Source organism: Inmirania thermothiophila (assembly GCF_003751635.1).
GTDB classification, from domain to species: domain Bacteria; phylum Pseudomonadota; class Gammaproteobacteria; order DSM-100275; family DSM-100275; genus Inmirania; species Inmirania thermothiophila.
Genome location: NZ_RJVI01000001.1, coordinates 228,605 through 254,208, shown reverse-complemented (window position 1 = coordinate 254,208; position 25,604 = coordinate 228,605). Strand labels below are relative to the sequence as shown.

The 25,604-nt window shown below is 73.9% G+C and carries 27 protein-coding genes; 23 read left to right on the top strand and 4 right to left on the bottom strand.

The features are described from left to right. Nucleotides 1-39 precede the first annotated feature (39 nt). The 23 genes from paaI to EDC57_RS01075 all read left to right on the top strand — a co-directional run bounded on the left by paaI (nt 40) and on the right by EDC57_RS01075 (nt 23,701). Entirely contained in the window at nt 40-495 is a 456-nt protein-coding gene (paaI, locus tag EDC57_RS01185) for a hydroxyphenylacetyl-CoA thioesterase PaaI (protein WP_170165002.1), read from the top strand. Between the two features lie 4 nt (nt 496-499). Continuing rightward, complete coding sequence (locus EDC57_RS01180; RefSeq protein WP_123399427.1) at nt 500-2,338, top strand: thiamine pyrophosphate-dependent enzyme; 1,839 nt, start codon at nt 500-502, stop codon at nt 2,336-2,338. Continuing rightward, entirely contained in the window at nt 2,335-2,946 is a 612-nt protein-coding gene (locus EDC57_RS01175) for an indolepyruvate oxidoreductase subunit beta (RefSeq protein ID WP_123399425.1), read from the top strand. The genes EDC57_RS01180 and EDC57_RS01175 overlap by 4 nt, the downstream gene beginning before the upstream one ends. After that, nucleotides 2,930-3,580, top strand: coding sequence for a 16S rRNA (guanine(527)-N(7))-methyltransferase RsmG (rsmG, locus tag EDC57_RS01170; protein ID WP_123399424.1), 651 nt, complete (start codon nt 2,930-2,932; stop codon nt 3,578-3,580). Before EDC57_RS01175 ends, rsmG begins: the two co-directional genes overlap by 17 nt. 61 nt (nt 3,581-3,641) lie before the next feature. Beyond that, a complete protein-coding gene (locus tag EDC57_RS01165; RefSeq protein WP_123399422.1) occupies nt 3,642-4,421 on the top strand; it encodes a ParA family protein in 780 nt (259 codons plus the stop codon). Between the two features lie 11 nt (nt 4,422-4,432). Then, on the top strand, nt 4,433-5,278 hold the full coding sequence (locus tag EDC57_RS01160; RefSeq protein ID WP_123399419.1) for a ParB/RepB/Spo0J family partition protein: 846 nt from the start codon (nt 4,433-4,435) through the stop codon (nt 5,276-5,278). A 39-nt stretch (nt 5,279-5,317) separates the two neighbouring features. Next, complete coding sequence (locus EDC57_RS01155) at nt 5,318-5,767, top strand: CBS domain-containing protein (RefSeq protein ID WP_123399417.1); 450 nt, start codon at nt 5,318-5,320, stop codon at nt 5,765-5,767. Nucleotides 5,768-5,928: 161 nt separating this feature from the next. Beyond that, complete coding sequence (locus tag EDC57_RS01150) at nt 5,929-6,267, top strand: ATP synthase subunit I (protein WP_123399415.1); 339 nt, start codon at nt 5,929-5,931, stop codon at nt 6,265-6,267. A gap of 18 nt (nt 6,268-6,285) precedes the next feature. Further along, nucleotides 6,286-7,155, top strand: coding sequence for a F0F1 ATP synthase subunit A (gene atpB, locus EDC57_RS01145; RefSeq protein WP_123399413.1), 870 nt, complete (start codon nt 6,286-6,288; stop codon nt 7,153-7,155). A 42-nt stretch (nt 7,156-7,197) separates the two neighbouring features. Further along, nucleotides 7,198-7,437: a F0F1 ATP synthase subunit C gene (atpE, locus tag EDC57_RS01140; protein ID WP_123399411.1), complete on the top strand. Its 240-nt coding sequence runs from the start codon at nt 7,198-7,200 to the stop codon at nt 7,435-7,437. A 46-nt stretch (nt 7,438-7,483) separates the two neighbouring features. Continuing rightward, complete coding sequence (locus EDC57_RS01135) at nt 7,484-7,954, top strand: F0F1 ATP synthase subunit B (protein ID WP_123399409.1); 471 nt, start codon at nt 7,484-7,486, stop codon at nt 7,952-7,954. Between the two features lie 12 nt (nt 7,955-7,966). After that, entirely contained in the window at nt 7,967-8,503 is a 537-nt protein-coding gene (locus EDC57_RS01130; RefSeq protein WP_123399407.1) for a F0F1 ATP synthase subunit delta, read from the top strand. A 14-nt stretch (nt 8,504-8,517) separates the two neighbouring features. Further along, nucleotides 8,518-10,059 (top strand): F0F1 ATP synthase subunit alpha, encoded by a 1,542-nt coding sequence (atpA, locus tag EDC57_RS01125; protein WP_123399405.1) that lies wholly within the window; start codon nt 8,518-8,520, stop codon nt 10,057-10,059. Between the two features lie 8 nt (nt 10,060-10,067). Beyond that, on the top strand, nt 10,068-10,934 hold the full coding sequence (gene atpG / locus EDC57_RS01120; RefSeq protein ID WP_123399403.1) for a F0F1 ATP synthase subunit gamma: 867 nt from the start codon (nt 10,068-10,070) through the stop codon (nt 10,932-10,934). 47 nt (nt 10,935-10,981) lie between these two features. Continuing rightward, on the top strand, nt 10,982-12,361 hold the full coding sequence (gene atpD, locus EDC57_RS01115) for a F0F1 ATP synthase subunit beta (protein ID WP_123399401.1): 1,380 nt from the start codon (nt 10,982-10,984) through the stop codon (nt 12,359-12,361). A 40-nt stretch (nt 12,362-12,401) separates the two neighbouring features. Next, complete coding sequence (locus tag EDC57_RS01110; RefSeq protein WP_123399399.1) at nt 12,402-12,827, top strand: F0F1 ATP synthase subunit epsilon; 426 nt, start codon at nt 12,402-12,404, stop codon at nt 12,825-12,827. A gap of 64 nt (nt 12,828-12,891) precedes the next feature. Continuing rightward, nucleotides 12,892-13,383: an FKBP-type peptidyl-prolyl cis-trans isomerase gene (locus EDC57_RS01105; protein ID WP_123399397.1), complete on the top strand. Its 492-nt coding sequence runs from the start codon at nt 12,892-12,894 to the stop codon at nt 13,381-13,383. Continuing rightward, nucleotides 13,380-14,762, top strand: a complete 1,383-nt coding sequence (gene glmU / locus EDC57_RS01100) for a bifunctional UDP-N-acetylglucosamine diphosphorylase/glucosamine-1-phosphate N-acetyltransferase GlmU (protein WP_211331848.1) — start codon at nt 13,380-13,382, stop codon at nt 14,760-14,762. Before EDC57_RS01105 ends, glmU begins: the two co-directional genes overlap by 4 nt. 41 nt (nt 14,763-14,803) lie before the next feature. Next, nucleotides 14,804-16,630, top strand: coding sequence for a glutamine--fructose-6-phosphate transaminase (isomerizing) (glmS, locus tag EDC57_RS01095; RefSeq protein ID WP_123399395.1), 1,827 nt, complete (start codon nt 14,804-14,806; stop codon nt 16,628-16,630). A gap of 157 nt (nt 16,631-16,787) precedes the next feature. Continuing rightward, the gene (locus EDC57_RS01090; RefSeq protein ID WP_245995094.1) at nt 16,788-18,158 is read left to right on the top strand and encodes a KamA family radical SAM protein; all 1,371 of its coding nucleotides are present in this window, start codon (nt 16,788-16,790) and stop codon (nt 18,156-18,158) included. Between the two features lie 7 nt (nt 18,159-18,165). After that, a complete protein-coding gene (locus EDC57_RS01085) occupies nt 18,166-19,080 on the top strand; it encodes a PfkB family carbohydrate kinase (protein ID WP_123399394.1) in 915 nt (304 codons plus the stop codon). Further along, nucleotides 19,077-21,314: an HAD-IIB family hydrolase gene (locus EDC57_RS01080; RefSeq protein WP_123399392.1), complete on the top strand. Its 2,238-nt coding sequence runs from the start codon at nt 19,077-19,079 to the stop codon at nt 21,312-21,314. Before EDC57_RS01085 ends, EDC57_RS01080 begins: the two co-directional genes overlap by 4 nt. Then, nucleotides 21,311-23,701 carry a sucrose synthase gene (locus EDC57_RS01075; protein WP_425454780.1) on the top strand — a complete coding sequence of 797 codons (2,391 nt, stop codon included), beginning with the start codon at nt 21,311-21,313 and terminating at the stop codon, nt 23,699-23,701. The genes EDC57_RS01080 and EDC57_RS01075 overlap by 4 nt, the downstream gene beginning before the upstream one ends. 5 nt (nt 23,702-23,706) lie before the next feature. On the opposite strand, the gene EDC57_RS01070 is transcribed toward EDC57_RS01075, so the two are convergent. From EDC57_RS01070 to EDC57_RS01055, 4 genes are read right to left on the bottom strand one after another with little or no spacing between them, the layout of a single operon-like run. After that, the gene (locus EDC57_RS01070; RefSeq protein WP_123399388.1) at nt 23,707-24,237 is read right to left on the bottom strand and encodes a DUF3106 domain-containing protein; all 531 of its coding nucleotides are present in this window, start codon (nt 24,235-24,237) and stop codon (nt 23,707-23,709) included. Then, a complete protein-coding gene (locus EDC57_RS01065; RefSeq protein ID WP_123399386.1) occupies nt 24,227-24,433 on the bottom strand; it encodes a hypothetical protein in 207 nt (68 codons plus the stop codon). The genes EDC57_RS01070 and EDC57_RS01065 overlap by 11 nt, the downstream gene beginning before the upstream one ends. Then, a complete protein-coding gene (locus tag EDC57_RS01060) occupies nt 24,423-24,752 on the bottom strand; it encodes a hypothetical protein (RefSeq protein WP_123399384.1) in 330 nt (109 codons plus the stop codon). Before EDC57_RS01060 ends, EDC57_RS01065 begins: the two co-directional genes overlap by 11 nt. Next, the gene (locus tag EDC57_RS01055; RefSeq protein WP_245995093.1) at nt 24,749-25,366 is read right to left on the bottom strand and encodes an RNA polymerase sigma factor; all 618 of its coding nucleotides are present in this window, start codon (nt 25,364-25,366) and stop codon (nt 24,749-24,751) included. Before EDC57_RS01055 ends, EDC57_RS01060 begins: the two co-directional genes overlap by 4 nt. Between the last annotated feature and the right edge of the window lie 238 nt (nt 25,367-25,604).

Here is a 25,604-nt window from a genome sequence, read left to right as displayed (position 1 = left end):
TGCATGCGCACAATAGCCCTCCCTTTCCTGACGAAAGCGGTGGGCCGCGTGGGGGACGAGGAGCGGGCGCAGGCCACGGCCGAGGCAGTGGCGCGCTGGATGTGCCGGGAGGATCGGGTCGCGCGCCGGCTCGGCGTCGAGCTGCTGGCGAGCGGTCCGGGCCGCTGCCGCCTCGCCCTCACGGTGGACGAGGACATGCTCAACGCCCACGGCCTCACCCACGGGGCCGTCACCTACGCCCTCGCCGACATCGCCTTCGCCGTCGCCAGCAACAGCCGCGGCCGCAGCGCCGTGGCGCTGGCCACCAGCATGAGCTACCCGGCGGCGAGCGGCGCCGGCGACCGCCTCCTGGCCGAGGCCGTGGAGGAGAGCCTCGGCGGGCGCACCGCGGTCTACCGCGTCGAGGTCCGCCGCGACGACGGCACCCTCGTCGGCCTCTTCAGCGGCACCGTCTACCGCCGTTCCGACCCCGTCCCCGTGGCAGAGGAGCCCTGATCCCATGCACGCCGCCGTCCATGCCGCCCCCGCCACCCGCCTCCTGCTCTCGGGCAACGAGGCCGTCGCCCGCGCCGCCTGGGAGGCGGGCGTGCGGGTCGCCGCCGCCTACCCCGGGACCCCCTCCACGGAGATCCTGGAGTGCCTCGCGGCCTATCCCGACCTGCACGCGCAGTGGTCCACCAACGAGAAGGTGGCCCTGGAGGTGGCGATCGGGGCCTCGCTGGCCGGGAGCCGGGCCCTCGCCGCCATGAAGCACGTCGGCGTCAACGTCGCCTCCGACGCCCTCATGACCCAGACCCTGCTCGGCGCCCGCGGCGGCCTCGTCCTCGCGGTGGCCGACGACGTCGGCATGTCCTCGTCCCAGAACGAGCAGGACTCGCGCTTCTGGGGCCGCTTCGCCCACCTGCCGGTGCTCGAGCCCGCCGACGCCGAGGAGGCCTACGCCTACACCCGCGAGGCCTTCGCCCTCTCCGAGCGCTTCGAGACCCCGGTGATCCTGCGCCTGACCACCCGCGTCTGCCACGTCAAGGGCCTGGTCACGGTGGGGGCGCGGGAGGCGGTGCCGGCGCGCGGCTTCGAGCGCGACCCCGCCCGCTACGTCATGGTGCCGGCGCACGCCCGCCGGCGCCTGCCCATCATGCTCGAGCGCGAGGCGCGCCTTGCCGAGCACGCCGAGGCGAGCCCCCTGAACCGCCTCGAGGACGGCGCCGACCGGCGCGTCGGCTTCGTCGTCTCGGGGCCGGCCTACCTCGCCGTGCGCGAGGCCTTCCCCGAGGCGCCGGTGCTCAAGCTGGGGCTCAGCCACCCGCTGCCGGTGGGGCTGGCGCGCCGCCTGGCGGAGAAGGCCGAGCGCGTGGTGGTGGTGGAGGAGACCGAGCCGCTGGTGGAGCAGGAGCTGCGCGCGGCCGGGCTCGAGGTCACGGGCAAGGCGGTCCTGCCGCGCATGGGGGAGCTCTCCGCCGACGTCGTGGGGCGCGCGGTGCGCGCCTGGCTGGGCGAGCCGGTGGAGGAGCACGCGCGGCCGGCGCCGGTCATCTTCCCGCGCCCGCCCACCATGTGCCCGGCCTGCCCGCACCTGGGGGTGTTCTTCACCCTGTCGCGGCTTCGCAACGTGATCATCAGCGGCGACATCGGCTGCTACACCCTCGGGGCCGGCCATCCCTGGAACGCCCTCGACACCACCATCTGCATGGGGGCCTCGCTGAGCGTGGCCCTCGGCCTCGACAAGGGCCGCGGCGAGCAGGACCGGGGCCGGCACGTCGTCGCCGTGATCGGCGACTCCACCTTCCTGCACATGGGCATGCAGGGGCTGCTGGACATCGTCTACAACCGCGGCGACGTCACCGTGCTGATCCTCGACAACCGCGCGGTGGGCATGACCGGCGGGCAGGACCACCCCGGCACCGGCCGCGATGCCCGCGGCGAGGAGGCCCCGCGGGTGGACTTCGCGGCCCTGGTCCGGGCCCTGGGGGTGCCCGCCGAGCGCGTCCACGAGGTGGATCCCTACGAGCTGCCGACGCTGTTCCGGACCCTGCGCGCCGAGATCAAGCGCGGCGGCCCCTCGGTGATCATCACCAACCGCCCCTGCGTGCTCATCGACGCGTACCGGCCGACGCCGCCGCTGCGCGTGGACGAGGCGCGCTGCACCGGCTGCGGCAACTGCCTCGACGTGGGCTGCCCGGCGATCCTGGTGACGCGGCGCGAGCGGGCGGTGAAGCCCTCGGGCAAGGAGGTGGAGCTCGCCTTCGTGCGCATCGAGAGCCTGGCCTGCACCGGGTGCAACCTCTGCGTCGGCACCTGCGCCCCGGACGCCATCGTCCCCATGGAGGGGCGGGCATGAGCCGGGTCACCAACGTCCTCGTCTGCGGCACCGGCGGCCAGGGGGTGATGACCGCCGCCGAGGTCCTGGCCGAGGCGGCCATGGCCGCAGGGCTCGACGTGCGCAAGACCGAGGTCGCGGGCATGGCCCAGCGCGGCGGCGTGGTCACCTCGCACGTGCGCTTCGGCGCGCGCGTGCTCGCCCCCGCCATCGCCCCCGGCACCGCCCACGTGCTCCTCGCCTTCGAGGCCGCCGAGGCGGTGCGCTGGGCCGGGCACCTGGCCGCCGACGGGATCGCCATCGTCAACACCCTGCGCCTCGCCCCGCCGGTGGTCTCCAGCGGCCTCTACAGCTATCCGGAGGATCCGCTGCGGCTGCTGGAGGAGGCGGGGGTGCGCCACTTCGCCTTCGACGCCGGCGAGGTCGCCCGCGGGCTCGGCGACCTGCGGCTCGCCAACACGGTGATGCTGGGCGCGGCCGCGGACCACCTCCCGCTGGCGCCGGAGCTGCTGCGCGAGGCGGTGCTGGCCCGCTTCCGTGCCCGCAAACCGGCGCTCGTGGAGGCCAACGCGCGCGCCTTCGACGCCGGCCGGAGGCTCGCCGCCGCCGACCGTGCCGTCGGCGCCTGAGCCCTGGCGGGGGGCGGCGCGGGCGCGCCTCGACGAGGGGCTGGCCGCGCTGGGCCTGGCCCTGCCGGCGCCGGCGCGGGAGGGGCTCCTCGACTACCTGGCGCTGCTTGCGCGCTGGAACCGCGCCTACAGCCTCACCGCCGTGCGCGACCCGGTGGAGATGGTGACCCGCCACCTCCTCGACTGCCTCGCGGCGCTGCCGCACCTGCCGCCCGGCGCCCTCTGCGACCTCGGCAGCGGCGCCGGCCTGCCCGGGATCCCCATCGCCCTCGCCGAGCCCCACCGCCCGGTCACCCTGCTCGAGGCCTCGGCCAAGAAGGCCCGCTTCCTGCGCCACGCGGTGCTCGCGCTGGCGCCGGACCGCGTGGCGGTGGCCTGCGCCCGCGCCGAGCGCTGGCGCCCGCCGCGGCCCTTCGCCGTGGTGGCGGCGCGGGCGGTGGGGGAGCTTGCGGCGCTGGCGCGTCTCGCCGGGCCCCTGCTGGAGGCCGGCGGCGTCCTCGCCGCCCTCAAGGGGCGGCACCCGGCGGAGGAGCTCGCCGCCCTGCCCGCCCCCTGGCGCGTGCGCGCGGTGCATGCGCTGGCGGTGCCGGGGCTTGCCGCGGCGCGGCACCTGGTCCTGCTCGAGCGCCCGTGAGCGCGGCCGGTTCGTGGTAAAGTCAGGCCCCGCACGGAAGGGGGCAGCGCGGAAGGCCGCCATGGCACGGGTCCTCGCCATCGCCAACCAGAAGGGCGGGGTGGGCAAGACCACCACCAGCGTCAACCTCGCCGCCTCGCTGGCGGCGACGCGGCGGCGCGTCCTGCTCGTGGACCTCGACCCCCAGGGCAACGCCACCATGGGCTGCGGCGTCGACAAGCACGCCCTCGAGCGCACCGTGTGCGACGTCCTCCTCGACGGCGTGCCGCTGGCCGAGGTGGTGGTCCCGGCCGGGGAGGCGGGCTTCGCCCTCGCCCCGGCCAACGGCGACCTCACCGCGGCGGAGGTGGAGCTGCCGCGGCGCGCGGGCGGGGAGGCGCTGCTGCGGGCGGCGCTGGCGCCGGCGCGGGGGGCCTACGACTACGTCCTCGTGGACTGCCCGCCCTCCCTCAGCATGCTCACGGTCAACGCCCTGGTCGCCGCCGACGGCGTCCTCATCCCCATGCAGTGCGAGTACTACGCCCTCGAGGGGCTCAGCGCCCTCGTGGGCACCATCGAGCGGATCCGCCGCGGGCCGAACCCGGGCCTGCGCATCGAGGGGCTGCTGCGCACCATGTTCGATCCCCGCAACAATCTCGCCACCGAGGTCTCGCGCCAGCTCATCCAGCACTTCGGCGAGCGCGTCTACCGCACGGTGATCCCCCGCAACGTCCGCCTCGCCGAGGCCCCGAGCCACGGCCTGCCGGTCCTGCTCTACGATCGCCGCTCGCGCGGCGCCGTCGCCTACCTCGCCCTCGCCGGCGAGATGCTGCGCCGCGCCGAGCGGGCGGCGACGGCCTGAGGGCGGCGGCGATGGCCCGCAGGCGGCTCGGCCGCGGCCTCGACGCCCTCCTCGGCGCGACCGGCGCGGCGGTGGCCGAGCCGCAGCCGGGGGAGCGGCTGCGCAGCCTGCCGCTGGACCGGATCCGGCCGAGCCCCTTCCAGCCCCGGCGTGCGTTCGACCCCGCGGCGCTGGAGGAGCTTGCGGCCTCGATCCGCGCCCAGGGCGTGGTCCAGCCCGTGGTGGTGCGCCCGGCCCCCGGCGGTGAGGGCTACGAGCTCGTCGCCGGCGAGCGGCGCTGGCGGGCGGCGCAGATGGCGGGGCTCGCGGAGGTGCCGGCGGTGGTGCGCGAGGTGGACGACCGCGCCGCCATGGCCATGGCCCTGATCGAGAACGTCCAGCGCGAGGACCTCAACCCGCTGGAGGAGGCCCTGGCGCTGCGGCGGCTGGTGGACGAGTTCGGCCTCACCCACCAGGAGGCGGCCGAGGCGGTGGGGCGCTCGCGGGCGGCGGTGAGCAACCTGCTGCGCCTGCTGGAGCTGCACGAGGCGGTCAAGGCGCTGCTCGCCCAGGGGGCGCTGGAGATGGGCCACGCCCGCGCCATCGCGGGCCTGCCCCCGGCGCGCCAGCCGGAGGCCGCCCGCGAGGTGGTGCGCCGCGGGCTCAGCGTGCGCGAGACCGAGCGGCTGGTGCGCAGGATGCTGGCGCCGCCGCGGCCGGCGCCGAGGCCGGACCCGGACGTCGACCGCCTCCAGCGCGAGCTCTCCGAGCGCCTGGGGGCCCGCGTCGAGCTCAAGGGGGGCGGCCGGCGCGGCCGCCTCGTCATCCACTACACTTCGGTGGAGGAGCTCGAGGGCATCCTCGAGCGGCTGCGCTGACCGGAACCGAGGTCCCGGAGAGGGGAAAGGAAGGACGCGATGCTGGTGCAAGACGCCATGACCCGTGCGGTGCGCACGGTCACCCCCGAGACCCGCCTCTACGAGGTGGCGGCCCTCATGTGCATCAACCGCATCAAGGGGCTCCCCGTGGTGGAGGACGGCGACCGCATCGTCGGCATCATCGCCGAGCGGGACGTGCTCCACCGCATGTTCCCGCGCCTCGACGAGCTCATGGCCGAGCAGGGCCCGATCTCGTTCGAGGAGATGGAGTCGCAGTACCGCGAGGTGGTCAACCTCGAGGTGCGCGACGTCATGAGCACGCGGGTGATCACGGTGCCGCCGGACTATCCGCTGCTCAAGGCGACCTCGGTGATGGTCTCGCACCGCTTCCGCCGCATCCCGGTGGCGGTGGACGGGCGGCTGTGCGGGATGCTGAGCATCGGCGACGTGCACAAGGCGCTCTTCCTCAAGCACATGCGCCTGAGCTGAGCCGACCCCCCCCCTTGGAGAGGAGGGGGCGCCCCGGTGGGGATATCCCCACCGGATCGGCTCATACAATCCGCTTATCGACGGATCCGTTGACCTTGGGGGGCGGGGTTCTTATACTGCGCGGCCGCTGACTTCGGCGCGGGGGGGCGCCCGAATCCCCGATGGGCAGGGTTCTTCTCGCACAGGCGGCGCTGGCGCTGCTCGCGGGTGCCCTGTTCGCCGCGCGGTCGGGGGCCGAGGCGGGGCTTGCGGCCGTCTACGGCGGCGCCATCGTGGTCCTCAACGGGCTGCTGCTGCGCCGCCACCTGGCGGCGATCCGGCCCGAGGCGGCGGCGCGGGGCGCCGCGACGCTCTACCTCGGCCTGGTGCAGCGGCTGGTGCTGGCGGTGGGGCTGCTGGCGGTGGGCCTGGGGCTCCTGGAGCTGGCCCCGCTGCCGCTGGTGGCGGGCTTCATCGCCGCCCAGTTCGGGTATCTGTTCAACATCGGCGCCGAGCGCTGAGGGAGCGGAAGGCGAGCCATGGCTGCGGAGACCGGGCTGACCGCCGGCGAGTACATCAAGCACCATCTGACCAACCTCACCTTCGGCCTGCACCCGGAGCACGGCTGGTCCCTCGCCCATGACGCCGAGGAGGCGGCGGCCATGGGCTTCTGGGCCATCCACCTCGACAGCATGTTCTGGTCGCTGCTCCTCGGGCTCGTCTTCGTGGGCCTGTTCCGCAAGGTGGCGCGGGAGGTCACCTCGGGCGTGCCGGGGCCGCTGCAGAACTTCGTCGAGGTCCTGGTGGAGTTCGTCGAGAGCAACGTCAAGGGCTCCTTCAGCGGCGGGCCCAACCCGCTCATCGCGCCCCTCGCCCTCACGATCTTCGTGTGGGTGTTCCTGATGAACCTGATGGACCTGATCCCGGTGGACCTGATCCCGTGGATCGCGACCCACCTCGGGATCCACTTCCAGCGCGTGGTGCCGAGCACCGACCCCAACATCACCTTCGGCCTGTCGCTGACGGTGTTCGCGCTGATCGTCTACTACAGCGTCAAGATCAAGGGCGTGGGCGGCTTCGTGGGCGAGCTCACGGGGATGCCCTTCCAGACCAGCAACCCCCTGCTCAAGCCCCTCTTCATGCCGGTCAACCTGCTCCTCGAGGGCGTGAACCTGCTGGCCAAGCCGTTCTCGCTCTCGCTGCGACTGTTCGGCAACCTCTACGCCGGCGAGATGATCTTCATCCTCATCGCGCTCATGTACAGCGCGGGCGTCGGCCTGGCCGTGTTCGGCGGGGTCCTGCAGTGGGTGTGGGCGGTCTTCCACATCCTGGTCATCACCCTGCAGGCCTTCATCTTCATGGTGCTGACCATCGTCTACCTGGACATGGCCCACGCCGAGCATCACTGACCGTTTCGGAGTCGTTCACTTCCCCAGCGAAGGAGACAGAAGATGGAGATGGCAAACGCTCTGCTGGTCATCGCCGCGGCGATCATGATGGGCTTCGGGGCCGTGGGTGCCGCCATCGGCATCGGCGTGCTCGGCGGCCGGTTCCTCGAGGGCGTGGCGCGCCAGCCCGAGCTCGTCCCCGTCCTGCGCACCCAGTTCTTCATCGTCGTCGGCCTCACCGACGCGGTGCCCATGATCGGCGTCGGCCTCGGCATGTACGTCCTCTTCGCCCTCGCCGGCTGAGGCCGCGCGAGGCTCGATTCAGGCGGACGGCCAGCGGGGTCACGGGATGAACATCAATCTCACCCTCATCGGCCAGATGATCGCCTTCGCGGCGTTCGTCTGGTTCACCATGCAGTACATCTGGCCGCCCATCGTCAAGGCGCTGGAGGAGCGGCGCAGCCGCATCGCCGACGGCCTCGAGGCCGCCGAGCGCGGGCGTCGCGAGCTGGAGCTGGCGCAGGAGCGCGCCACCCAGATCCTGCACGAGGCCCGTCAGGAGGCCGCCGACATCCTCGGCAAGGCCCAGCGGCGTGCCGCCGAGATGGTGGACGAGGCCAAGGAGGAGGCGCGGCGCGAGGGCGAGCGGCTGGTGGAGGCGGCGCGCGCCCAGATCCAGCAGGAGATCGCCCAGGCCCGCGAGGAGCTGCGGCGCCAGGTGGCCACCCTCGCGGTGGAGGGCGCGGCCCGCATCCTGCGCCGCGAGGTGGACGCCAAGGCCCACCAGGCGCTCCTCGACGAGCTCGCCGGGCAGCTCTGAGGAGGCGGGGGGATGGCCGAGCTCATCACCGTCGCCCGCCCCTACGCCCGCGCCGTGTTCGAGCTCGCGCGCGAGCGGGGTGAGCTGGAGCTGTGGTCGCGGCGCCTGCAGGACCTGGCGGCGGTGGCTGCCACGCCGGAGGTGGCGGCGCTGGTGCGCAGCCCCCGGGTGGGCAAGGAGCGGGTCTACGCGCTGCTCGTGGAGCTGGTGGGCGAGCAGCTCGGCGCCGAGGGGCGCAACCTCCTGCGGCTGCTGGTGGAGAACCGGCGGCTCGCGCTCCTGCCCGCCATCGCCGAGGCCTACGAGGCGCTGCGCATGGAGGCCGAGGGCCGCGTGCGGGCGGAGGTGGTCAGCGCCCGGCCCCTCGAGGAGGCGCAGGCCGAGCGCATCCGCGCCGCGCTGGAGCGGCGGCTGGGGCGCAAGGTGGAGCTCGGCCACCGGGTCGACGAATCGCTCATCGGCGGCGCCGTGATACGCGCCGGGGATCTGGTCATCGACGGCTCCGTGCGCGGCCGCCTGCAGCGGCTCGCGGCGGAGCTGGCGGGCTGAGAGGAACCAACGCCATGCAACTGAACCCTTCCGAGATCAGCCAGCTCATCAGGGAGCGGATCGAGGACTTCGAGTCCGTCGCCGAGGCGCGCAGCGAGGGCACCATCGTCAGCCTCACCGACGGCATCGTGCGCATCCACGGCCTCGCCGACGTCATGTACTACGAGATGCTGGAGTTTCCGGGCGACGTCTTCGGCATCGCCCTGAACCTCGAGCGCGACTCCGTCGGCGCGGTGGTGCTCGGCGACTACAAGCACCTCTCGGAGGGCGACTGGGTGCGCTGCACCGGCCGCGTGCTGGAGGTCCCGGTGGGCGAGGGCCTGCTCGGCCGCGTGGTGGACGCCCTCGGCCGTCCGATCGACGGCAAGGGGCCGATCGAGTACGAGACCACCTCGCCGGTGGAGAAGGTCGCCCCGGGCGTGATCTGGCGTCAGTCGGTGAGCCAGCCGGTGCAGACCGGGCTCAAGGCCATCGACTCCATGGTGCCCATCGGCCGCGGCCAGCGCGAGCTGATCATCGGCGACCGCCAGACCGGCAAGACCGCGATCGCCATCGACACGATCATCAACCAGAAGGGCACGGGCATCAAGTGCATCTATGTCGCCGTCGGCCAGAAGGCCTCCTCCATCGCGCAGGTGGTGCGCAAGCTGGAGGAGCACGGCGCCATGGAGCACACCATCGTGGTGGCGGCGAGCGCCGCCGAGTCGGCCGCGCTGCAGTTCATGGCCCCCTACGCGGGCTGCGCCATGGGCGAGTACTTCCGCGACCGCGGCGAGGACGCGCTCATCATCTACGACGACCTCACCAAGCAGGCCTGGGCCTACCGCCAGGTCTCGCTGCTGCTGCGCCGTCCGCCCGGCCGCGAGGCCTACCCCGGCGACATCTTCTACCTCCACTCGCGCCTGCTGGAGCGCGCCGCGCGGGTCAACGCCGAGTACGTGGAGCGCTTCACCGAGGGCAAGGTCAAGGGGCGCACGGGCTCGCTCACCGCGCTGCCCATCATCGAGACCCAGGCGGGCGACGTCTCCGCCTTCGTGCCCACCAACGTCATCTCCATCACCGACGGGCAGATCTACCTCGAGACGGACCTCTTCAACGCCAACATCCGCCCCGCCATCAACGCCGGCCTCTCGGTCTCGCGTGTGGGCGGCGCGGCGCAGACCAAGATCATCAAGAAGCTCGGCGGCGGCGTGCGCCTGGCGCTGGCGCAGTACCGCGAGCTCGCCGCCTTCGCCCAGTTCGCCTCCGACCTGGACGAGGCCACGCGCAAGCAGCTCGAGCGGGGCCAGCGCGTCACCGAGATCATGAAGCAGAAGCAGTACTCGCCGCTGAGCGTCGCGGAGATGGCGCTGTCGCTCTTCGCCGTCAACGAGGGCTACCTGGACGACATCGACCTCGGCAAGGTGGTGGCCTTCGAGGAGGGCCTGCACGCCTACTTCCGCTCCAACCACGCCGAGCTCATGAACCGCATCAACGAGACCTGCGACTGGAACGAGGAGATCGAGCAGGGTCTGCGCAAGGTGGTCGAGGAGTTCAAGGCGAGCCAGGCCTGGTAGGGGGCGAGATGGCCGTAGGCAAGGAGATCCGGACCAAGATCCGCTCCATCCGGAGCACGCAGAAGATCACGCGTGCCATGGAGATGGTGGCGGCGAGCAAGATGCGCAAGGCGCAGATGCGCATGGCCGCCTCGCGCCCCTACGCCGAGCGCATCGCCGCGGTGCTGGGCCACGTGGCCCAGGCGCACCCCGAGTACCGCCATCCCTATCTGGTGGAGCGCGAGCCGCGCCGCGTGGGCTACGTCCTCGTCTCCACCGACCGCGGGCTCTGCGGCGGGCTCAACGTCAACGCCTTCCGCACCCTGCTGGCGGAGATGCGGGCCTGGGACGAGCGCGGGGTGGAGGTGGAGCTCTGCACCATCGGCGTCAAGGGCTCGCAGTTCTTCGCGCGCCACGGCGCCAACCTCGTCGCCCACGCCGAGCGCCTCGGCGACGCCCCGCGCCTCGAGGACCTGCTGGGGGTGGTGGGGGTGATGCTGAAGGCCTACGACGAGGGGCGCATCGACCGCCTGCACCTCGTCTACAGCCGCTTCGTCAACACCATGAGCCAGCGGCCGGTGGTGCGGCAGCTGCTGCCGGTGCCGCCGGCCGAGGACGAGCATCTGCGCCACCACTGGGACTACATCTACGAGCCGGATCCGCGCGAGGTGCTCGATCGACTGCTGCGCCGCTACGTCGAGGCGCAGGTCTATCAGGGCGTGGTGGAGAACGCGGCAAGCGAGCAGGCCGCCCGCATGGTGGCGATGAAGAGCGCCTCCGACAACGCCGAGAACCTCATCGAGGAGCTCGAGCTGGTCTACAACAAGGCGCGCCAGGCGGCGATCACCAAGGAGATCTCGGAGATCGTGGGCGGCGCCGCGGCCATCGGGTCGTGACCCCCACGTCCGGCCGGAAACCAGAGCAGCATCAGGGGTACGCAGACATGAGTGCCGGCAAGATCGTGCAGATTATCGGTGCGGTGGTGGACGTGGAGTTCCCCCGCGGGGAGATGCCCAAGGTCTACGACGCCCTGCGCGTCGAAGAGGGCGGGCTGGTGCTGGAGGTGCAGCAGCAGCTCGGCGACGGCGTCGTGCGCACCATCGCCATGGGCACCACCGACGGGCTGCGCCGCGGCCTCGCGGTGACCAACACCGGGGCGCCCATCAGCGTGCCGGTGGGCAAGCCCACCCTCGGCCGGGTCATGAACGTCCTCGGCGAGCCCATCGACGAGGCCGGCCCGGTGGAGGCCGAGGAGCGCTGGCCGATCCACCGCCCGGCCCCCACCTTCGCCGAGCAGGCGGCGGCGGTGGAGATCCTCGAGACCGGGATCAAGGTCATCGACCTCATCATGCCCATCGCCAAGGGCGGCAAGGTGGGGCTGTTCGGGGGCGCGGGCGTGGGCAAGACCGTGACCCTGATGGAGCTCATCCGCAACATCGCCATCGAGCACTCCGGCTACTCGGTCTTCGCCGGCGTCGGCGAGCGCACCCGCGAGGGCAACGACTTCTACCACGAGATGAAGGAGGCCGGGGTCCTCGACAAGGTGGCGCTGGTCTACGGGCAGATGAACGAGCCGCCGGGCAACCGCCTGCGCGTGGCCCTGACCGGCCTCACCATCGCCGAGTACTTCCGCGACGAGGGCCGCGACGTCCTCATGTTCATCGACAACATCTACCGCTACACCCTCGCCGGCACCGAGGTCTCGGCCCTGCTCGGGCGCATGCCCTCGGCGGTGGGCTACCAGCCCACCCTGGCCGAGGAGATGGGCGTGCTGCAGGAGCGCATCACCTCCACCAAGACCGGCTCCATCACCTCCTTCCAGGCCGTCTACGTGCCCGCCGACGACCTCACCGACCCGTCGCCGGCCACCACCTTCGCCCACCTGGACGCGACCCTGGTGCTCTCGCGCCAGATCGCCGAGCTCGGCATCTACCCCGCGGTGGACCCCCTCGACTCCACCTCGCGCCTGCTCGACCCCAACATCGTCGGCCAGGAGCACTACGACGTGGCCCGCACCGTGCAGGGGGTGCTGCAGCGCTACAAGGAGCTGCGCGACATCATCGCCATTCTCGGCATGGACGAGCTCAGCGAGGAGGACAAGCTGATCGTGGCCCGCGCCCGCAAGATCCAGCGCTTCCTCTCGCAGCCCTTCTTCGTCGCCGAGGTCTTCACCGGCTCGCCCGGCAAGTACGTGCCCCTCAAGGAGACCATCCGCGGCTTCAAGGGCATCGTCGAGGGCGAGTACGACCACCTGCCCGAGCAGGCCTTCTACATGGTCGGCACCATCGACGAGGCGGTGGAGAAGGCCAAGGCGCTGGCGTGACGGGGGCCTGCCCCAGGCCGCCCCGGGAGGGTAGCGTTCCATGTCCATGACCTTCCACGTCGACATCGTCAGCGCCGAGCAGGAGATCTTCTCGGGCACGGTGGAGTTTCTCGCCGCCCGCGCCGAGCAGGGTGAGGTGGGCATCATGCCCCGTCACGCCCCCATGCTCGCGCGCCTGCGCCCGGGCGAGGTGCGCGTGCGCCTGCCGGGGGGCGAGGAGGAGCTCTTCTACGTCTCCGGCGGCATCCTCGAGGTGCAGCCGCACGTGGTCACGGTGCTCGCCGACACCGCGCTTCGCGCCCACGACATCGACGAGGCGGCGGCCCTCGAGGCCAAGCAGCGCGCCGAGCGGCTGCTCGCCGACCGCGAGGCCAAGATCGACTACGCCAAGGCCCAGGCGGAGCTCGCCGAGGCCATGGCCCAGCTGCGCACCCTCGAGGACCTGCGCCGCCGCAAGGGGGGGTGAGGCGCTGGCACCGGCCCCGCGCGATCCGCTACCCTAGCCCCCTGTGCTCCCAGGGGAGGCGGCCATGAAGGCAGGGACGGACGAGGTCCGCGCCGGGCGGGTGGTGGCCCTGCGCTACCGCATCGAGGCCGAGGACGGCACCGTCCTCGAGCGCAGCGACATCCCCGTGCAGTACGTTCACGGCGGCGGCCGCGAGGGGCTGCTCCCCGCCCTGGAGCGCGCCCTCGAGGGCCGGCGCCCGGGGGAGACCCTGCGCGTGGTGCTGCCCCCGGAGGAGGGCTTCGGCGAGGCCGACCCGGGCCTGCGGGTGGAGCAGCCCATCGAGGAGGTGCCCCCGCCCTTCCGGCAGGTGGGTGCCGAGGTGGAGATGGTGAACGACCGCGGCGAGTGGCGCACCTTCCGGGTGACGCGGATCGCGGACGGCCGCGTCACCATCGACGGCAACCACCCCCTCGCCGGGCGCACCCTCGTCTTCCATCTCGTCGTCGACGCCGTGCGCGAGGCCACCCCCGAGGAGCGCGCCGAGGGGGTCGCGCGCTTCGCCCCCATGGCATGAGCGCGCCCCTGCACGTGGTGATCCTCGCCGCGGGCCGGGGCCGGCGCATGCGCTCGGCCCGGCCCAAGGTGCTGCACCGGCTGGGCGGCGAGCCCCTGCTCGCCCACGTCCTGCGCGCGGCGGCGCCCCTGGGCGGGCGCATCCACGTCGTCCACGGCCACGGCGGCGAGGCCGTGCGCGCGGCCTTCGACGGCGCCGAGGTGGCCTGGGTGCACCAGCGCGAGCAGCTGGGCACCGGCCACGCCGTCGCCCAGGCCCTCCCCGCGGTCCCCGACGAGGCCCGCGTGCTGGTGCTCTGCGGCGACGTGCCCCTCATCGGCACCGCGACCCTGCGTGCGCTGCTCGAGGCCGCCGCCGACGGGGTCGGCGTCCTCACGGTGGAGCTCGCCGACCCCACCGGCTACGGGCGCATCGTCCGCGACGCCGCGGGCCGGGTCCGCGCCATCGTCGAGGAGCGCGACGCGGACGAGGCCGTGCGCGCGCTGCGCGAGGTCAACACCGGCATCCTCACCGCGCCCGCATCGCCCCTGCGCCGCTGGCTCGGCGCGCTCTCGCGCGACAACGCCCAGGGCGAGTACTACCTCACCGACATCGTCGGCCTCGCCGTCGCCGAGGGCGTCCCCGTCACCGCCCTGCCCTGCGCCGATCCCTGGGAGGTGGCGGGGGTCAACGACCGCGCCCAGCTCGCGGCCCTCGAGCGGGTGCTGCAGCGGCGGCGCGCCGCCGCCCTCATGGCCGCGGGGGCGAGCCTCGCCGACCCGGCCCGGGTCGAGATCCGGGGCGAGGTGACGGTGGGACGCGACGTGGAGATCGACGTCGGCGTCGTCCTCGAGGGGCGGGTCGTCCTCGGCGAGGGGGCGCGCGTCGGGCCCTTCTGCGTCCTGCGCGACACCGAGGTGGGGCCGGGCGCCGTGGTGGAGGCCTTCTGCCACCTGGAGGGGGCGCGCATCGGAGCCGAGGCCCGCGTCGGCCCCTACGCGAGGCTGCGTCCGGGCGCGGAGCTCGCCGAGGCGGTCCACGTGGGCAACTTCGTCGAGGTCAAGAACGCCCGCCTCGGCCGCGCCAGCAAGGCCAACCACCTCGCCTACCTGGGCGACGCCGAGATCGGGGCGCGGGTCAACATCGGCGCCGGCACCATCACCTGCAACTACGACGGCGCGCGCAAGCACCGCACGGTGATCGAGGACGAGGCCTTCATCGGCTCCGACACCCAGCTGGTGGCGCCGGTGCGGGTGGGGCGCGGCGCCACCGTGGGCGCCGGCTCCACCATCACCCGCGACGTGCCCCCGGGCGGGCTCACCCTCAGCCGCGTGCCGCAGCAGACCGTGCCCCACTGGCAGCGCCCGCGCAAGGACCGCGACCCCGGGGAGCGCGGTTGAGATAGACTCCCGGGCAGGGAGCCGAGGAGGAGGGACGGTCCATGTGCGGGATCGTCGGCGCCATCGCCAGCGGCAACGTCACCCCCATCCTCATGGACGGGCTGCGCCGGCTCGAGTACCGCGGCTACGACTCCGCGGGCATCGCCGTCCTCACCGAGGGCGGGCGGCTCCACCGCATCCGCTCCGTGGGCAAGGTGGCGCAGCTTGCCGAGCGGCTCGCCGCCGATCCCCTCGCCGGCCCCCTCGGCATCGCCCACACCCGCTGGGCCACCCACGGCATGCCCGCCGAGCGCAACGCCCATCCCCACATGAGCGGCGAGCGCGTGGCCGTGGTCCACAACGGCATCATCGAGAACCACGCCGAGCTGCGCGCGCGCCTCGCCGCCGCCGGCTTCCGCTTCACCTCCGAGACCGACACCGAGGTCATCGCCCACCTCCTCGCCCATCTCCTCGACCAGGAGGGCGACCTGCTGCGCGCGGTGCAGCGGGCGGTGGGGGAGCTGGTGGGGGCCTACGCCCTCGGCGTCGTCTGCCCCGACGAGCCCCACCGGCTGGTGGCGGCGCGTGCGGGCAGCCCCCTCGTGGTGGGCCTCGGCGAGGGCGCGGCCTACATCGCCTCCGACGTCTTCGCCCTCCTGCCGGTGACGCGCCGCTTCCTGTTCCTCGAGGAGGGCGACGTCGCCGAGCTCACCCGCGGGGGCGTGCGCGTCTTCGACGCCACGGGTGCGCCCGTGGAGCGCCCCGTGCGGGTGACCGCGGTCTCGGCGGCGGCGGCCGAAAAGGGGCCGTACCGCCACTACATGCTCAAGGAGATCCACGAGCAGCCGGCGGTGATCGCCGAGACCCTCGAGGGGCGGGTGCACCGCGGGCGGCTCCTGGAGGAGGCCTTCGGCCACGAGGCGCGGGCCCTGCTCGACCGCACCCGCGGCGTCCACATCGTCGCCTGCGGCACCTCCTACCACGCCGGGCTGGTGGCCCGCTACTGGCTCGAGGAGCTGGGTGTGCCGGCGCAGGTGGAGGTGGCGAGCGAGTACCGCTACCGCGCCGTGGTGGTGCCCGAGGGCACCCTCTTCGTCACCATCTCCCAGTCGGGCGAGACCGCCGACACCCTGGCGGCCCTGCGTCGGGCCCGCGGCCTGGGCTACGTGGGCAGCCTCACCGTGTGCAACGTGCCGGAGAGCTCGCTGGTGCGCGAGTCCGACGTCGCCGTCATGACCCGCGCCGGCCCCGAGATCGGGGTGGCCTCCACCAAGGCCTTCACCACCCAGCTCGTCGCCCTGCGCCTGCTCGCCATCGCCCTCGGCCGGCGCCGCGGCCTCGACGCGGCGCGCGAGCGCGCCCTCTGCGACGAGCTCGAGGCCCTGCCCCGGCAGGTGGAGGCGGCGCTGCGGCTCGACGAGGCGATCCGCGGCCTCGCCGAGGCCTTCGCCGACAAGAGCCACGCCCTCTTCCTCGGCCGCGGCGTCTTCTACCCCGTGGCCATGGAGGGGGCGCTCAAGCTCAAGGAGATCTCCTACATCCACGCCGAGGCCTACCCGGCGGGGGAGCTCAAGCACGGCCCCCTGGCCCTGGTGGACGCCGAGATGCCGGTGGTGTGCACCCTGCCGCGCGACCCGCTCCTGGAGAAGGTGCTCTCGAACCTGCAGGAGGTGCGCGCCCGCGGCGGCGAGCTCTTCCTCTTCAGCGACGGCGAGGTGGAGATCCCCCTCGACCGCTACCGCAGCCTCCCCCTCACCGACACCTGCCCCTCCACCGCCCCCATCGTCTACACCGTGCCGCTGCAGCTGCTCGCCTACCACGCCGCGGTCCTCAAGGGCACCGACGTGGACCAGCCGCGCAACCTCGCCAAGTCGGTCACGGTGGAGTAGGCGCGACCGCGCCGCCGGGTGTGCTAGGGTATTGGATCCCCGCCCGGTCGGCGGGGGCCCGCGGCGCGCCGCGGGCGGCAGACACCGGCGTGCCGGCCCGCGCCGCGGGCCGGGGGACCCTCCCCCCGAGCGCCGGCCGCAGAAGGAGGGAAGAGACATGACAGGCATCTCCCGTACGGGCCTTGCCCGGCCCGTGATCCGGCCTTCGCCCCGCCGCCTCGAGGTCTACACCGCGCGGCACCTGCCCGCGATCCCGGAGCTTGCGCGCCTCGACCCGGATCACCGCTTCGCCATGGAGGTGGTGGCCCGGGTCCTGCCCTTCCGGGTCAACCGCTACGTCATCGAGGAGCTCATCGACTGGGGGCGGGTTCCGGAAGATCCCGTCTTCCGCCTCACCTTCCCCCAGCCGGGGATGCTCGAGCCGGAGGACTTCCGGCGCATCGCCGCGCTGCTGCGCCGGGGGGCGCCGGAGGCCGAGATCGCCGCCGCCGTCGCCGCGGTGCGCGCGCGCCTCAACCCCCACCCGGCCGGACAGCGCCGGCTCAACGTGCCGCGCCTTCAGGGGCGCCGGTTGCAGGGGCTGCAGCACAAGTACCGCGAGACGGTGCTCTTCTTCCCGGCCCAGGGGCAGACCTGCCACAGCTACTGCAGCTTCTGCTTCCGCTGGCCGCAGTTCGTGGGCGAGCGCGAGCTGCGCTTCGCCGAGCGCGACGCCGCGAGCCTGCAGGCGTACCTGCGCGCCCACCCCGAGGTCACCGACCTCCTGGTCACGGGCGGCGACCCCATGGTGATGCGCACCCAGCACCTGGCGGCCTATCTGGAGCCGCTGCTGACGCCGGCCTTCGCCCATGTCACCGACATCCGCATCGGCACCAAGGCCCTCTCCTTCTGGCCCTTCCGCTTCCTCACCGATCCGGACGCCGACGCGCTGCTGCGGCTGTTCGAGCGCATCGTCGCCGCCGGGCGTCACCTCGCCGTGATGGCCCACGTCAACCACCCCCAGGAGCTCGAGAGCGAGGCCGCGCGCGAGGCCATCGCCCGCATCCGGGCCACCGGCGCCGAGATCCGCACCCAGGCCCCGCTGCTGCGCCACATCAACGACGACCCGGCAGTGTGGGCGCGCATGTGGCGGGAGCAGGTGCGCCTCGGCATGATCCCCTACTACATGTTCGTCGAGCGCGACACCGGCGCCCGCCGCTACTTCGAGCTGCCCCTGGCGCGCGCCCACGCCATCTACCGCGAGGCCATCGCCCGCGTCTCGGGGCTTGCGCGCACCGTGCGCGGCCCCTCCATGAGCGCCACCCCGGGCAAGGTGGAGGTGCAGGGCGTGGCGGAGGTGGCGGGCGAGCGGGTCTTCGTGCTGCGCTTCCTGCAGGCGCGGGATCCCGACTGGCTCCACCGGCCCTTCTTCGCCCGCTACGACGCCGAGGCGACCTGGCTCGACCAGCTCCGGCCCGCCTTCGGCGAGGCGGAGTTCTTCTTCGAGCCGGGGCTGCGGGCCATGGCCGCGCGCGCCGGGGCGGCCTGAGCCGGGGATGGCGGACACGAAGGCAACGGCTGGGGGCGCGGGCCGGCCGGTCCTGATCGGGGAGGTCCTCTTCGACTGCTTCGAGGACGGCTCGGTGGTGCTCGGCGGCGCCCCCTTCAACGTCGCCTGGCACCTGCAGGGCTTCGGGCTGCGTCCCCTGCTGGTGAGCCGCGTCGGCGAGGACCCGCTCGGCGAGCGGCTGCTCGCGGCGATGGCGGGCTGGGGCATGGACACCGCCGGCATCCAGCGCGACCCCCGCCACCCCACCGGGACGGTGCAGGTGCGCCTCGGCGAGGACGGCCAGCCGGCCTTCGACATCGTCGCCGACGCCGCCTGGGACCACATCGATGCCGCGGCCGCCGCGGCGGCGGCGCGCGCGGCCGGCCCCGCCCTCCTCTACCACGGGTCGCTGGCGGCGCGCGCGGCCCCCTCGCGCGCCGCCATCGAGGCCCTGCGGCGTCTCGGCGCGCCGACCTTCGTGGACGTCAACCTGCGTCCGCCCTGGTGGTCGCAGGAGGGGGTCGAGACGCTCCTCGCCGGGGCCCGCTGGATCAAGCTCAACGACGAGGAGCTGGGGGCGCTGGCCGCGGCGGGCGCGGGCGGCCCCGCGGCGCGGGCGCGCCGGCTGCGCGGGCGCTTCGGCGCCGAGGCGGTGCTGCTCACCCTGGGGGCGCAGGGGGCGATGTGGGTGGGGGCGGACGGCGAGTGCCGGGTGGCGCCCCCGCCCGTGGGTGCGGTGGCCGACACCGTGGGCGCGGGGGACGCCTTCGCCGCGGTGGCGCTGCTCGGCCTCCTCGCCGGCTGGCCGGCGCAGGTCCTCGTGGCGCGGGCGGTGGCCTTCGCCGCCGAGGTCTGCACCGTGCGCGGGGCCACCATCGACGACCCCGCCGTCTACCGCCGCCACCGGGAGGCCTGGGCGTGAGCGGGCGCACGGGCCGCCTCACGACCTTCGCCCGCGCCAGCGGGGCCGAGCCCGAGCGGCGCGGGCCCGAGGGCCGCGGCCATGGCGGCGCCGGGCTCTACATCGTCCTCATCAGCCTCCACGGCCTCGTGCGCGGCCACAACCTCGAGCTCGGCCGCGACGCCGACACCGGCGGCCAGATCAAGTACGTGGTGGAGCTGGCGCGGGCCCTCGCCGCCGCGCCCGAGGTCCGGCGGGTGGACCTGCTCACGCGCCAGGTCATCGACCCCAAGGTGGATCCCGACTACGCGCGCCCCGAGGAGGTGCTGGCGCCGAAGGCCCGCATCGTGCGCCTGCCCTTCGGCCCCCGCCGCTACCTGCGCAAGGAGGTGCTCTGGCCCTATCTGGACAGCTTCGTGGACCAGGCCCTGCAGCACGTGCGCCGGGTCGGGCAGCTGCCCGACGTGGTCCACGGCCACTACGCCGACGCCGGCTACGCCGGGGCGCGGCTGGCGGGGCTGCTGGGGGTGCCCTTCGTCTTCACCGGCCACTCCCTCGGGCGGGTCAAGCGCGAGCGGCTGCTGGCGCAGGGCATGCGGCCGCAGGCCATCGAGGCCCAGTACAACATCAGCCAGCGCATCGAGGCCGAGGAGCAGGCTCTGGACGCCGCGGACCTGGTGGTGGCGAGCACGCGCCAGGAGGTGGAGGAGCAGTACGCGAGCTACGACAACCACCACCCGCGGCGCATGGCGGTGATCCCGCCGGGGGTGGATCTGGCCCGCTTCCACCCCCCGCGCCGGGGCGAGGGCGACCCCCCCATCGCCGCCGAGCTGGCGCGCTTCCTGCGCGAGCCGCGCCGCCCCATGATCCTCGCCCTCTCCCGCCCGGACCCGCGCAAGAACCTCGTCACCCTGGTCCAGGCCTACGCCGAGAACCACCGCCTGCGCGCGCTCGCCAACCTCGTCATCGTCGCCGGCAACCGCGACGACATCCGCGCCATGGAGCGCGGCCCGCGGGAGGTGCTGACGGAGCTGCTGCTGGCCATCGACCGCTACGACCTCTACGGCCTCGTCGCCTACCCCAGGCACCACGAGCCCAGCGACGTCGCCGACCTCTACCGCCTCGCCGCCCGCCGGCGCGGCGTCTTCGTCAATCCCGCGCTCACCGAACCCTTCGGCCTGACCCTCATCGAGGCCGCCGCCAGCGGCCTGCCCGTGGTCGCGACCCACGACGGTGGGCCGCGCGAGATCCTGGCCCGCTGCCACAACGGGCTGCTGGTGGACCCCCTGGACGCCGACGCCATGGGCGAGGCGCTGCTCGAGGCGCTCACCGACCGCGCCCGCTGGCAGCGCTGGTCCAAGGCCGGGGTGCGGGGGGTGCACCGCCACTACAGCTGGGCCAGCCACGCCGCCACCTACCTGCGGGCGCTGCGGCGGGTGCTGCGGCGCAGGCCGCGCCGGCGCACCGTGGTGCCGACGCGCTCGCGCCTGCCCATGGTGGAGCGGCTGCTGGTGGCCGACATCGACAACACCCTGATCGGCGACCGCGAGGGGCTCGCCGCCCTCCTCGAGGCGCTCACCGCGAGCGGCGCCCGCGTCGGCTTCGCCGTCGCCACCGGCCGGCGCCTCGACAGCGCGCTGGCGGTGCTGGAGGCGTGGGGCGTGCCGGTGCCGGACATCCTCGTCACCGCCGTCGGCGCCGAGATCCACTACGGCCACTGGATGATCGAGGACGTCTCCTGGCAGCGCCATATCGACTACCGCTGGGACCGCCCGCGGCTGGTGGAGGCCATGGCCGAGCTGCCGGGCCTGCGCCTGCAGCCGGCGAGCGAGCAGCGCCGCCACAAGCTCAGCTACTTCGTCGAGCCCGAGCGCGCCCCCTCCGTGCGCGCGATCCGCCGCCATCTGCGCCAGCGCGACCTCCACGCCAACGTGATCTTCTCCCACGGGCGCTACCTCGACCTCCTGCCCATCCGCGCCTCCAAGGGGATGGCGCTGCGCTACCTCGCGGTGAAATGGGGCCTGACGCCGGAGCGCATCCTGGTGGCGGGGGACTCGGGCAACGACGAGGAGATGCTGCGCGGCGACATGCTGGGGGTGGTGGTGGGCAACTACAGCCCCGAGCTCGAGCGGCTGCGCGGCCGCTCCCGCGTATACTTCGCCGAGGGGCGCTGCGCCTGGGGCATTCTCGAGGGGCTGCGCCACTACCGGTTCCTCGAGGAGGAGATCCGCGTGCCGGAGACGGCCAGCGCATGATGGAGAGCCTCGACGAGTTCGTCGCCGGCCACCGCGACGTCCTTTACCTGCTGCTGCGCCACTACACCGGCCTCGGCCGGCCCTTCCTGCTGCGCTCCGATCTGTGGGACGAGTTCCTCGCCTTCTGCGAGGCCCAGGGGCTGGAGGAGCTGGTGGACTCGCCCCTCGGGCGCGCCATCGCCGGCGCGCAGGAGGCGGTGATCGAGGCGCCCTGGGTCTACGTCGCCCTGCGCCCCTACGTGGCGCGCTGGCGCTATCTGCGCTTCCACCTCGAGCAGGTGCGCCACGAGGAGATCGGGGTGTCGGAGTTCCTCGCCTTCAAGGAGCGGCAGGTGGAGGCGCCGCCGCCCGGGACGTGGGTGCTCGAGCTCGACCTCGGCCCCTTCAACCGGGAGTTCCCGAAGCTGCACGAGAGCCGCTCCATCGGCCGCGGCGTCGAGTTCCTCAATCGCCGCCTCTCGAGCCAGCTCTTCGACGAGCTGGGCCGCGGCGACCGGCGGCTGCTGGAGTTCCTGCGCGTGCACCAGTACCGCGGCCGCCAGCTCATGCTCAACGGCCGCATCCACGACGTCGCCGGGCTGCGCCGGGCGGTGCGCCGGGCCGAGGAGCTGCTGGCGAGCCACCGCGACGACGCGGGCTGGGACGAGGTGGGCCATGCCCTGCAGTTCCTCGGCTTCGAGCCGGGCTGGGGGCGGACCGTGGCGCGCATGCGCGAGACCCTGGGGCTGCTGTCGGACATCCTCGAGGCCCCCGAGCCGGCGACCCTGGAGCGCTTCCTCGGCCGCGTGCCGATGATCTTCAGCATCGCCATCCTCTCCCCCCACGGCTACTTCGGGCAGGCCAACGTCCTCGGGCGGCCTGACACCGGCGGCCAGGTGGTCTACATCCTCGACCAGGTGCGGGCCCTGGAGCGGGAGATGCGCCGCCGCCTCGAGGAGCAGGGCCTCGACATCGAGCCCCAGATCCTGGTGGTCACCCGCCTCATCCCCGAGGCCGAGGGCACCACCTGCGACCAGCGCATCGAGCCCATCGTGGGCACCCGCAACGCGCGTATCCTGCGCGTGCCCTTCCGCGGCCGCGACGGCGAGGTGATCCCGCACTGGATCTCCCGCTTCCAGATCTGGCCCTATCTGGAGCGCTTCGCCGCCGACGCCGAGCGCGAGCTCCTCGCCGAGCTGGGTGGCCGCCCCGACCTCATCATCGGCAACTACTCCGACGGCAACCTCGTGGCGACCCTGCTGGCCCAGCGCCTGCACGTCACCCTGTGCACCATCGCCCACGCCCTGGAGAAGGCCAAGTACCTCTACGCCGACCTCTACTGGCGCGACAACGAGCCCCAGTACCACTTCGCCTGCCAGTTCACGGCCGACCTCATCGCCATGAACGCCGCCGACTTCATCATCACCAGCACCTATCAGGAGATCGCCGGGCGGCGCGAGCAGGTGGGGCAGTACGAGAGCTACAAGGCCTTCACCCTCCCGGGCCTCTACCGGGTGGTGGACGGCATCGACATCTTCGACCCCAAGTTCAACATCGTCTCGCCGGGGGCCGACCCCGAGGTCTACTTCCCCTACAGCGACGAGACGCGCCGGCTGCGCGCCCTGCACCCCGAGATCGAGCGCCTGCTCTACGAGCCGGGGCTGCCCGACAGCCGCGGTGTGCTCGCCGAGCGCGGCCGGCCGCTGCTCTTCACCATGGCGCGGCTCGACCGCATCAAGAACATCACCGGTCTAGTGGCCTGGTACGCGGGCTGCGAGCGGCTGCGTGCGCTGGCCGACCTCGTCGTGGTGGCGGGGCACGTGGATCCGGCGCGCTCCGACGACGAGGAGGAGCGGGCCGAGATCACGCGCATGCACGAGCTGATGGACCGCCACGGCCTCGACGGCAACGTGCGCTGGCTCGGCCTGCGGCTGGAGAAGAACCTCGCCGGCGAGCTCTACCGCTACGTCGCCGACCTGCACGGCGCCTTCGTCCAGCCGGCCCTGTTCGAGGCCTTCGGGCTGACGGTCATCGAGGCCATGGCCTCGGGATTGCCCACCTTCGCCACCTGCTACGGCGGGCCGCTGGAGATCATCGAGGACGGGGTCTCGGGCTTCCACATCGACCCCAACCACGGCGAGCGCGCGGCCGAGATCATGGCCGACTTCTTCGCCCGCTGCGCCGCCGAGCCCGAGCACTGGCGGCGGGTCTCGGAGGCCGCCCTGGCGCGGGTGCGGGCGCGCTACACCTGGGCCCTCTATGCCGAGCGGATGATGACCCTGGCGCGGGTCTACGGCTTCTGGAAATACGTCACCAACCTCGAGCGGGCCGAGACGCGCCGCTACCTGGAGATGTTCTACGCCCTGCAGTTCCGCCGCCTGGCCGATTTCGAGCCCGCCCAGGGCTGAGCGGCTCAGCGCCCGCGCCGCGGCCCGGGGCGGGGAGCGGCGGGCGGCCGGTGCCGCGGCGGCGCCGATTCCCAGCGCCGGCGCAGCGTCCGGCGCCGCTCCGGCGGCAGCCGCCGCCAGCGCTCGCGCAGGGCCTCGCGCCGCTCCGGCGGCAGGGCGCGGAACCAGCGGTAGCGCTCCCGCAGCCGCGCCCGCTGCTCCGGCGGCAGGGCCAGGTAGCGCTCCAGGCGGCGGCGCAGCGCGCGGCGCCGTTCCGGGGGCAGGGCCTTCCACCGCTGCAGCCGCTCGCGCATGAGCGCACGCTCCTCGGGGCCGAGGCGCAGCCACTGGCGCGCACCGGCCAGGAGCCGCTCGCGCCGGGCCTCGGGCAGCGTGTCCCACCGCTCGGCGAGGGGGGCGAGGAGGCGCTGCTCCTCGGGGGTGAGGGCGTCCCAGGACGGGGCCGCGGGCGCCGGCGCCGCCCAGAGGAACAGCAGCAGCATCCCGACCGCAAGACGCCCCGTGGCCGCGGTCGGGCACGGCCGTTCAGCGCGCATCGTCCTCTCTCTCCCTGCCGGACGGCGGGCGAGGCGCCTCCTCCGTCGCCAGCATCTGCGGATCCACCCAGGTGCCGTCCTCGGCGGTGAAGCTGCCGATGAACTCCAGAAGCTCCAGGCTCGGCGGCGGCTCGTCCCCCTCCGGGGGCGGCGCCGCGGCGAGGAGCAGGGCGAAGACCGCCGCCTCAGCCGGCATCGCGGCCCTCCGTCTCCTCGAGCCAGAGGAAGAAGTCCAGCTCCTCGATGAGCTCGGGCGGCGCATCCACCACCACCAGTTCCAGCGCCTCGGCGGGCACGGCCCCGGGCCGGGGCCAGCCCAGCCACAGCGCCGCCGCAGCAAGCCCGGCGGCGACGGCCGCGCCCCATCCCGCCGCGATCCGCCGCCGCGCCGGCGCGGCGAGGGCGCGCCGGCGCGCCGCCTCGAGGCGGGCCCGGGTCGCCGCGTCCGGTCCGGGCGCGGTCTCCAGCAGCGCGCGGGCCCGCCGCGCCAGCGCCTCCATCTGCCGCTCGTTCATGGTCGGTAGGCCTCCAGCAGCGGGCGCAGTGCGGCCAGCGCCCGCGACAGGTGGGTCTTGACGCTGCCCTCGGAGCAGCCCATGGCGCGTGCGGTGGAGGCCACATCGAGCCCCGCCCACACGCGCAGGCGGAAGGCCTGCTGCTGCCGCCAGGGCAGGGTGCGCAGGGCCCGCTCCAGGGCGCGGCGGGCATCCTCGGCGGCGAGCTCCGAGGCCGGGTCGGGGGCGGGATCGGGGGCGGCGTCCCCGCCCGCGCCGTCGGCGAGGCGGAGCCAGCCCAGCCAGCGCCGCCGCGCCGCCTGCCGGCGCTGCCAGTCGCGGATCCCGTTCTCGAGGATGCGGTAGAAGAGGGCCCCCCATTCCTGCGCCGGCCGGTGGCGGTAGCGGCTGGCGAGCCGGATCATGGCCTCCTGCACCAGGTCCAGGGCCTCGTCGCGGTCGCCGGTGGCGAGCTCGGCGTGGCGCAGGGCGCGCGCGCCGACCTCGGCGAAGAAGCGCTCCAGGGTCGCCTGCCGTTCCAGCGGTTCGCCTCCGGCATCCGGGAGGACCTCATGGTAGCAGGGCGGCGGGGCCGGGGACGGGCGTGCGCCGGCCGCGGCCCCATCCCCGGCCACCGCGTCTTCCGCTCAGTTCTGGCGGCGCAGGCGGTCGGCACGCCGGTGCAGGCGCCGCTCGATGCGGTCGCCGCGGCGGTCGAGCCGCGCCTCGATGCGGTCGCCGCGCCGATCCAGGCGCTGCTCGATGCGATCGCCGCGCCGGTCGAGCCGCGCCTCGATGCGGTCGCCGCGCCGATCCAGGCGCTGCTCGATGCGATCGCCGCGCCGGTCGAGCCGCGCCTCGATGCGGTCGCCG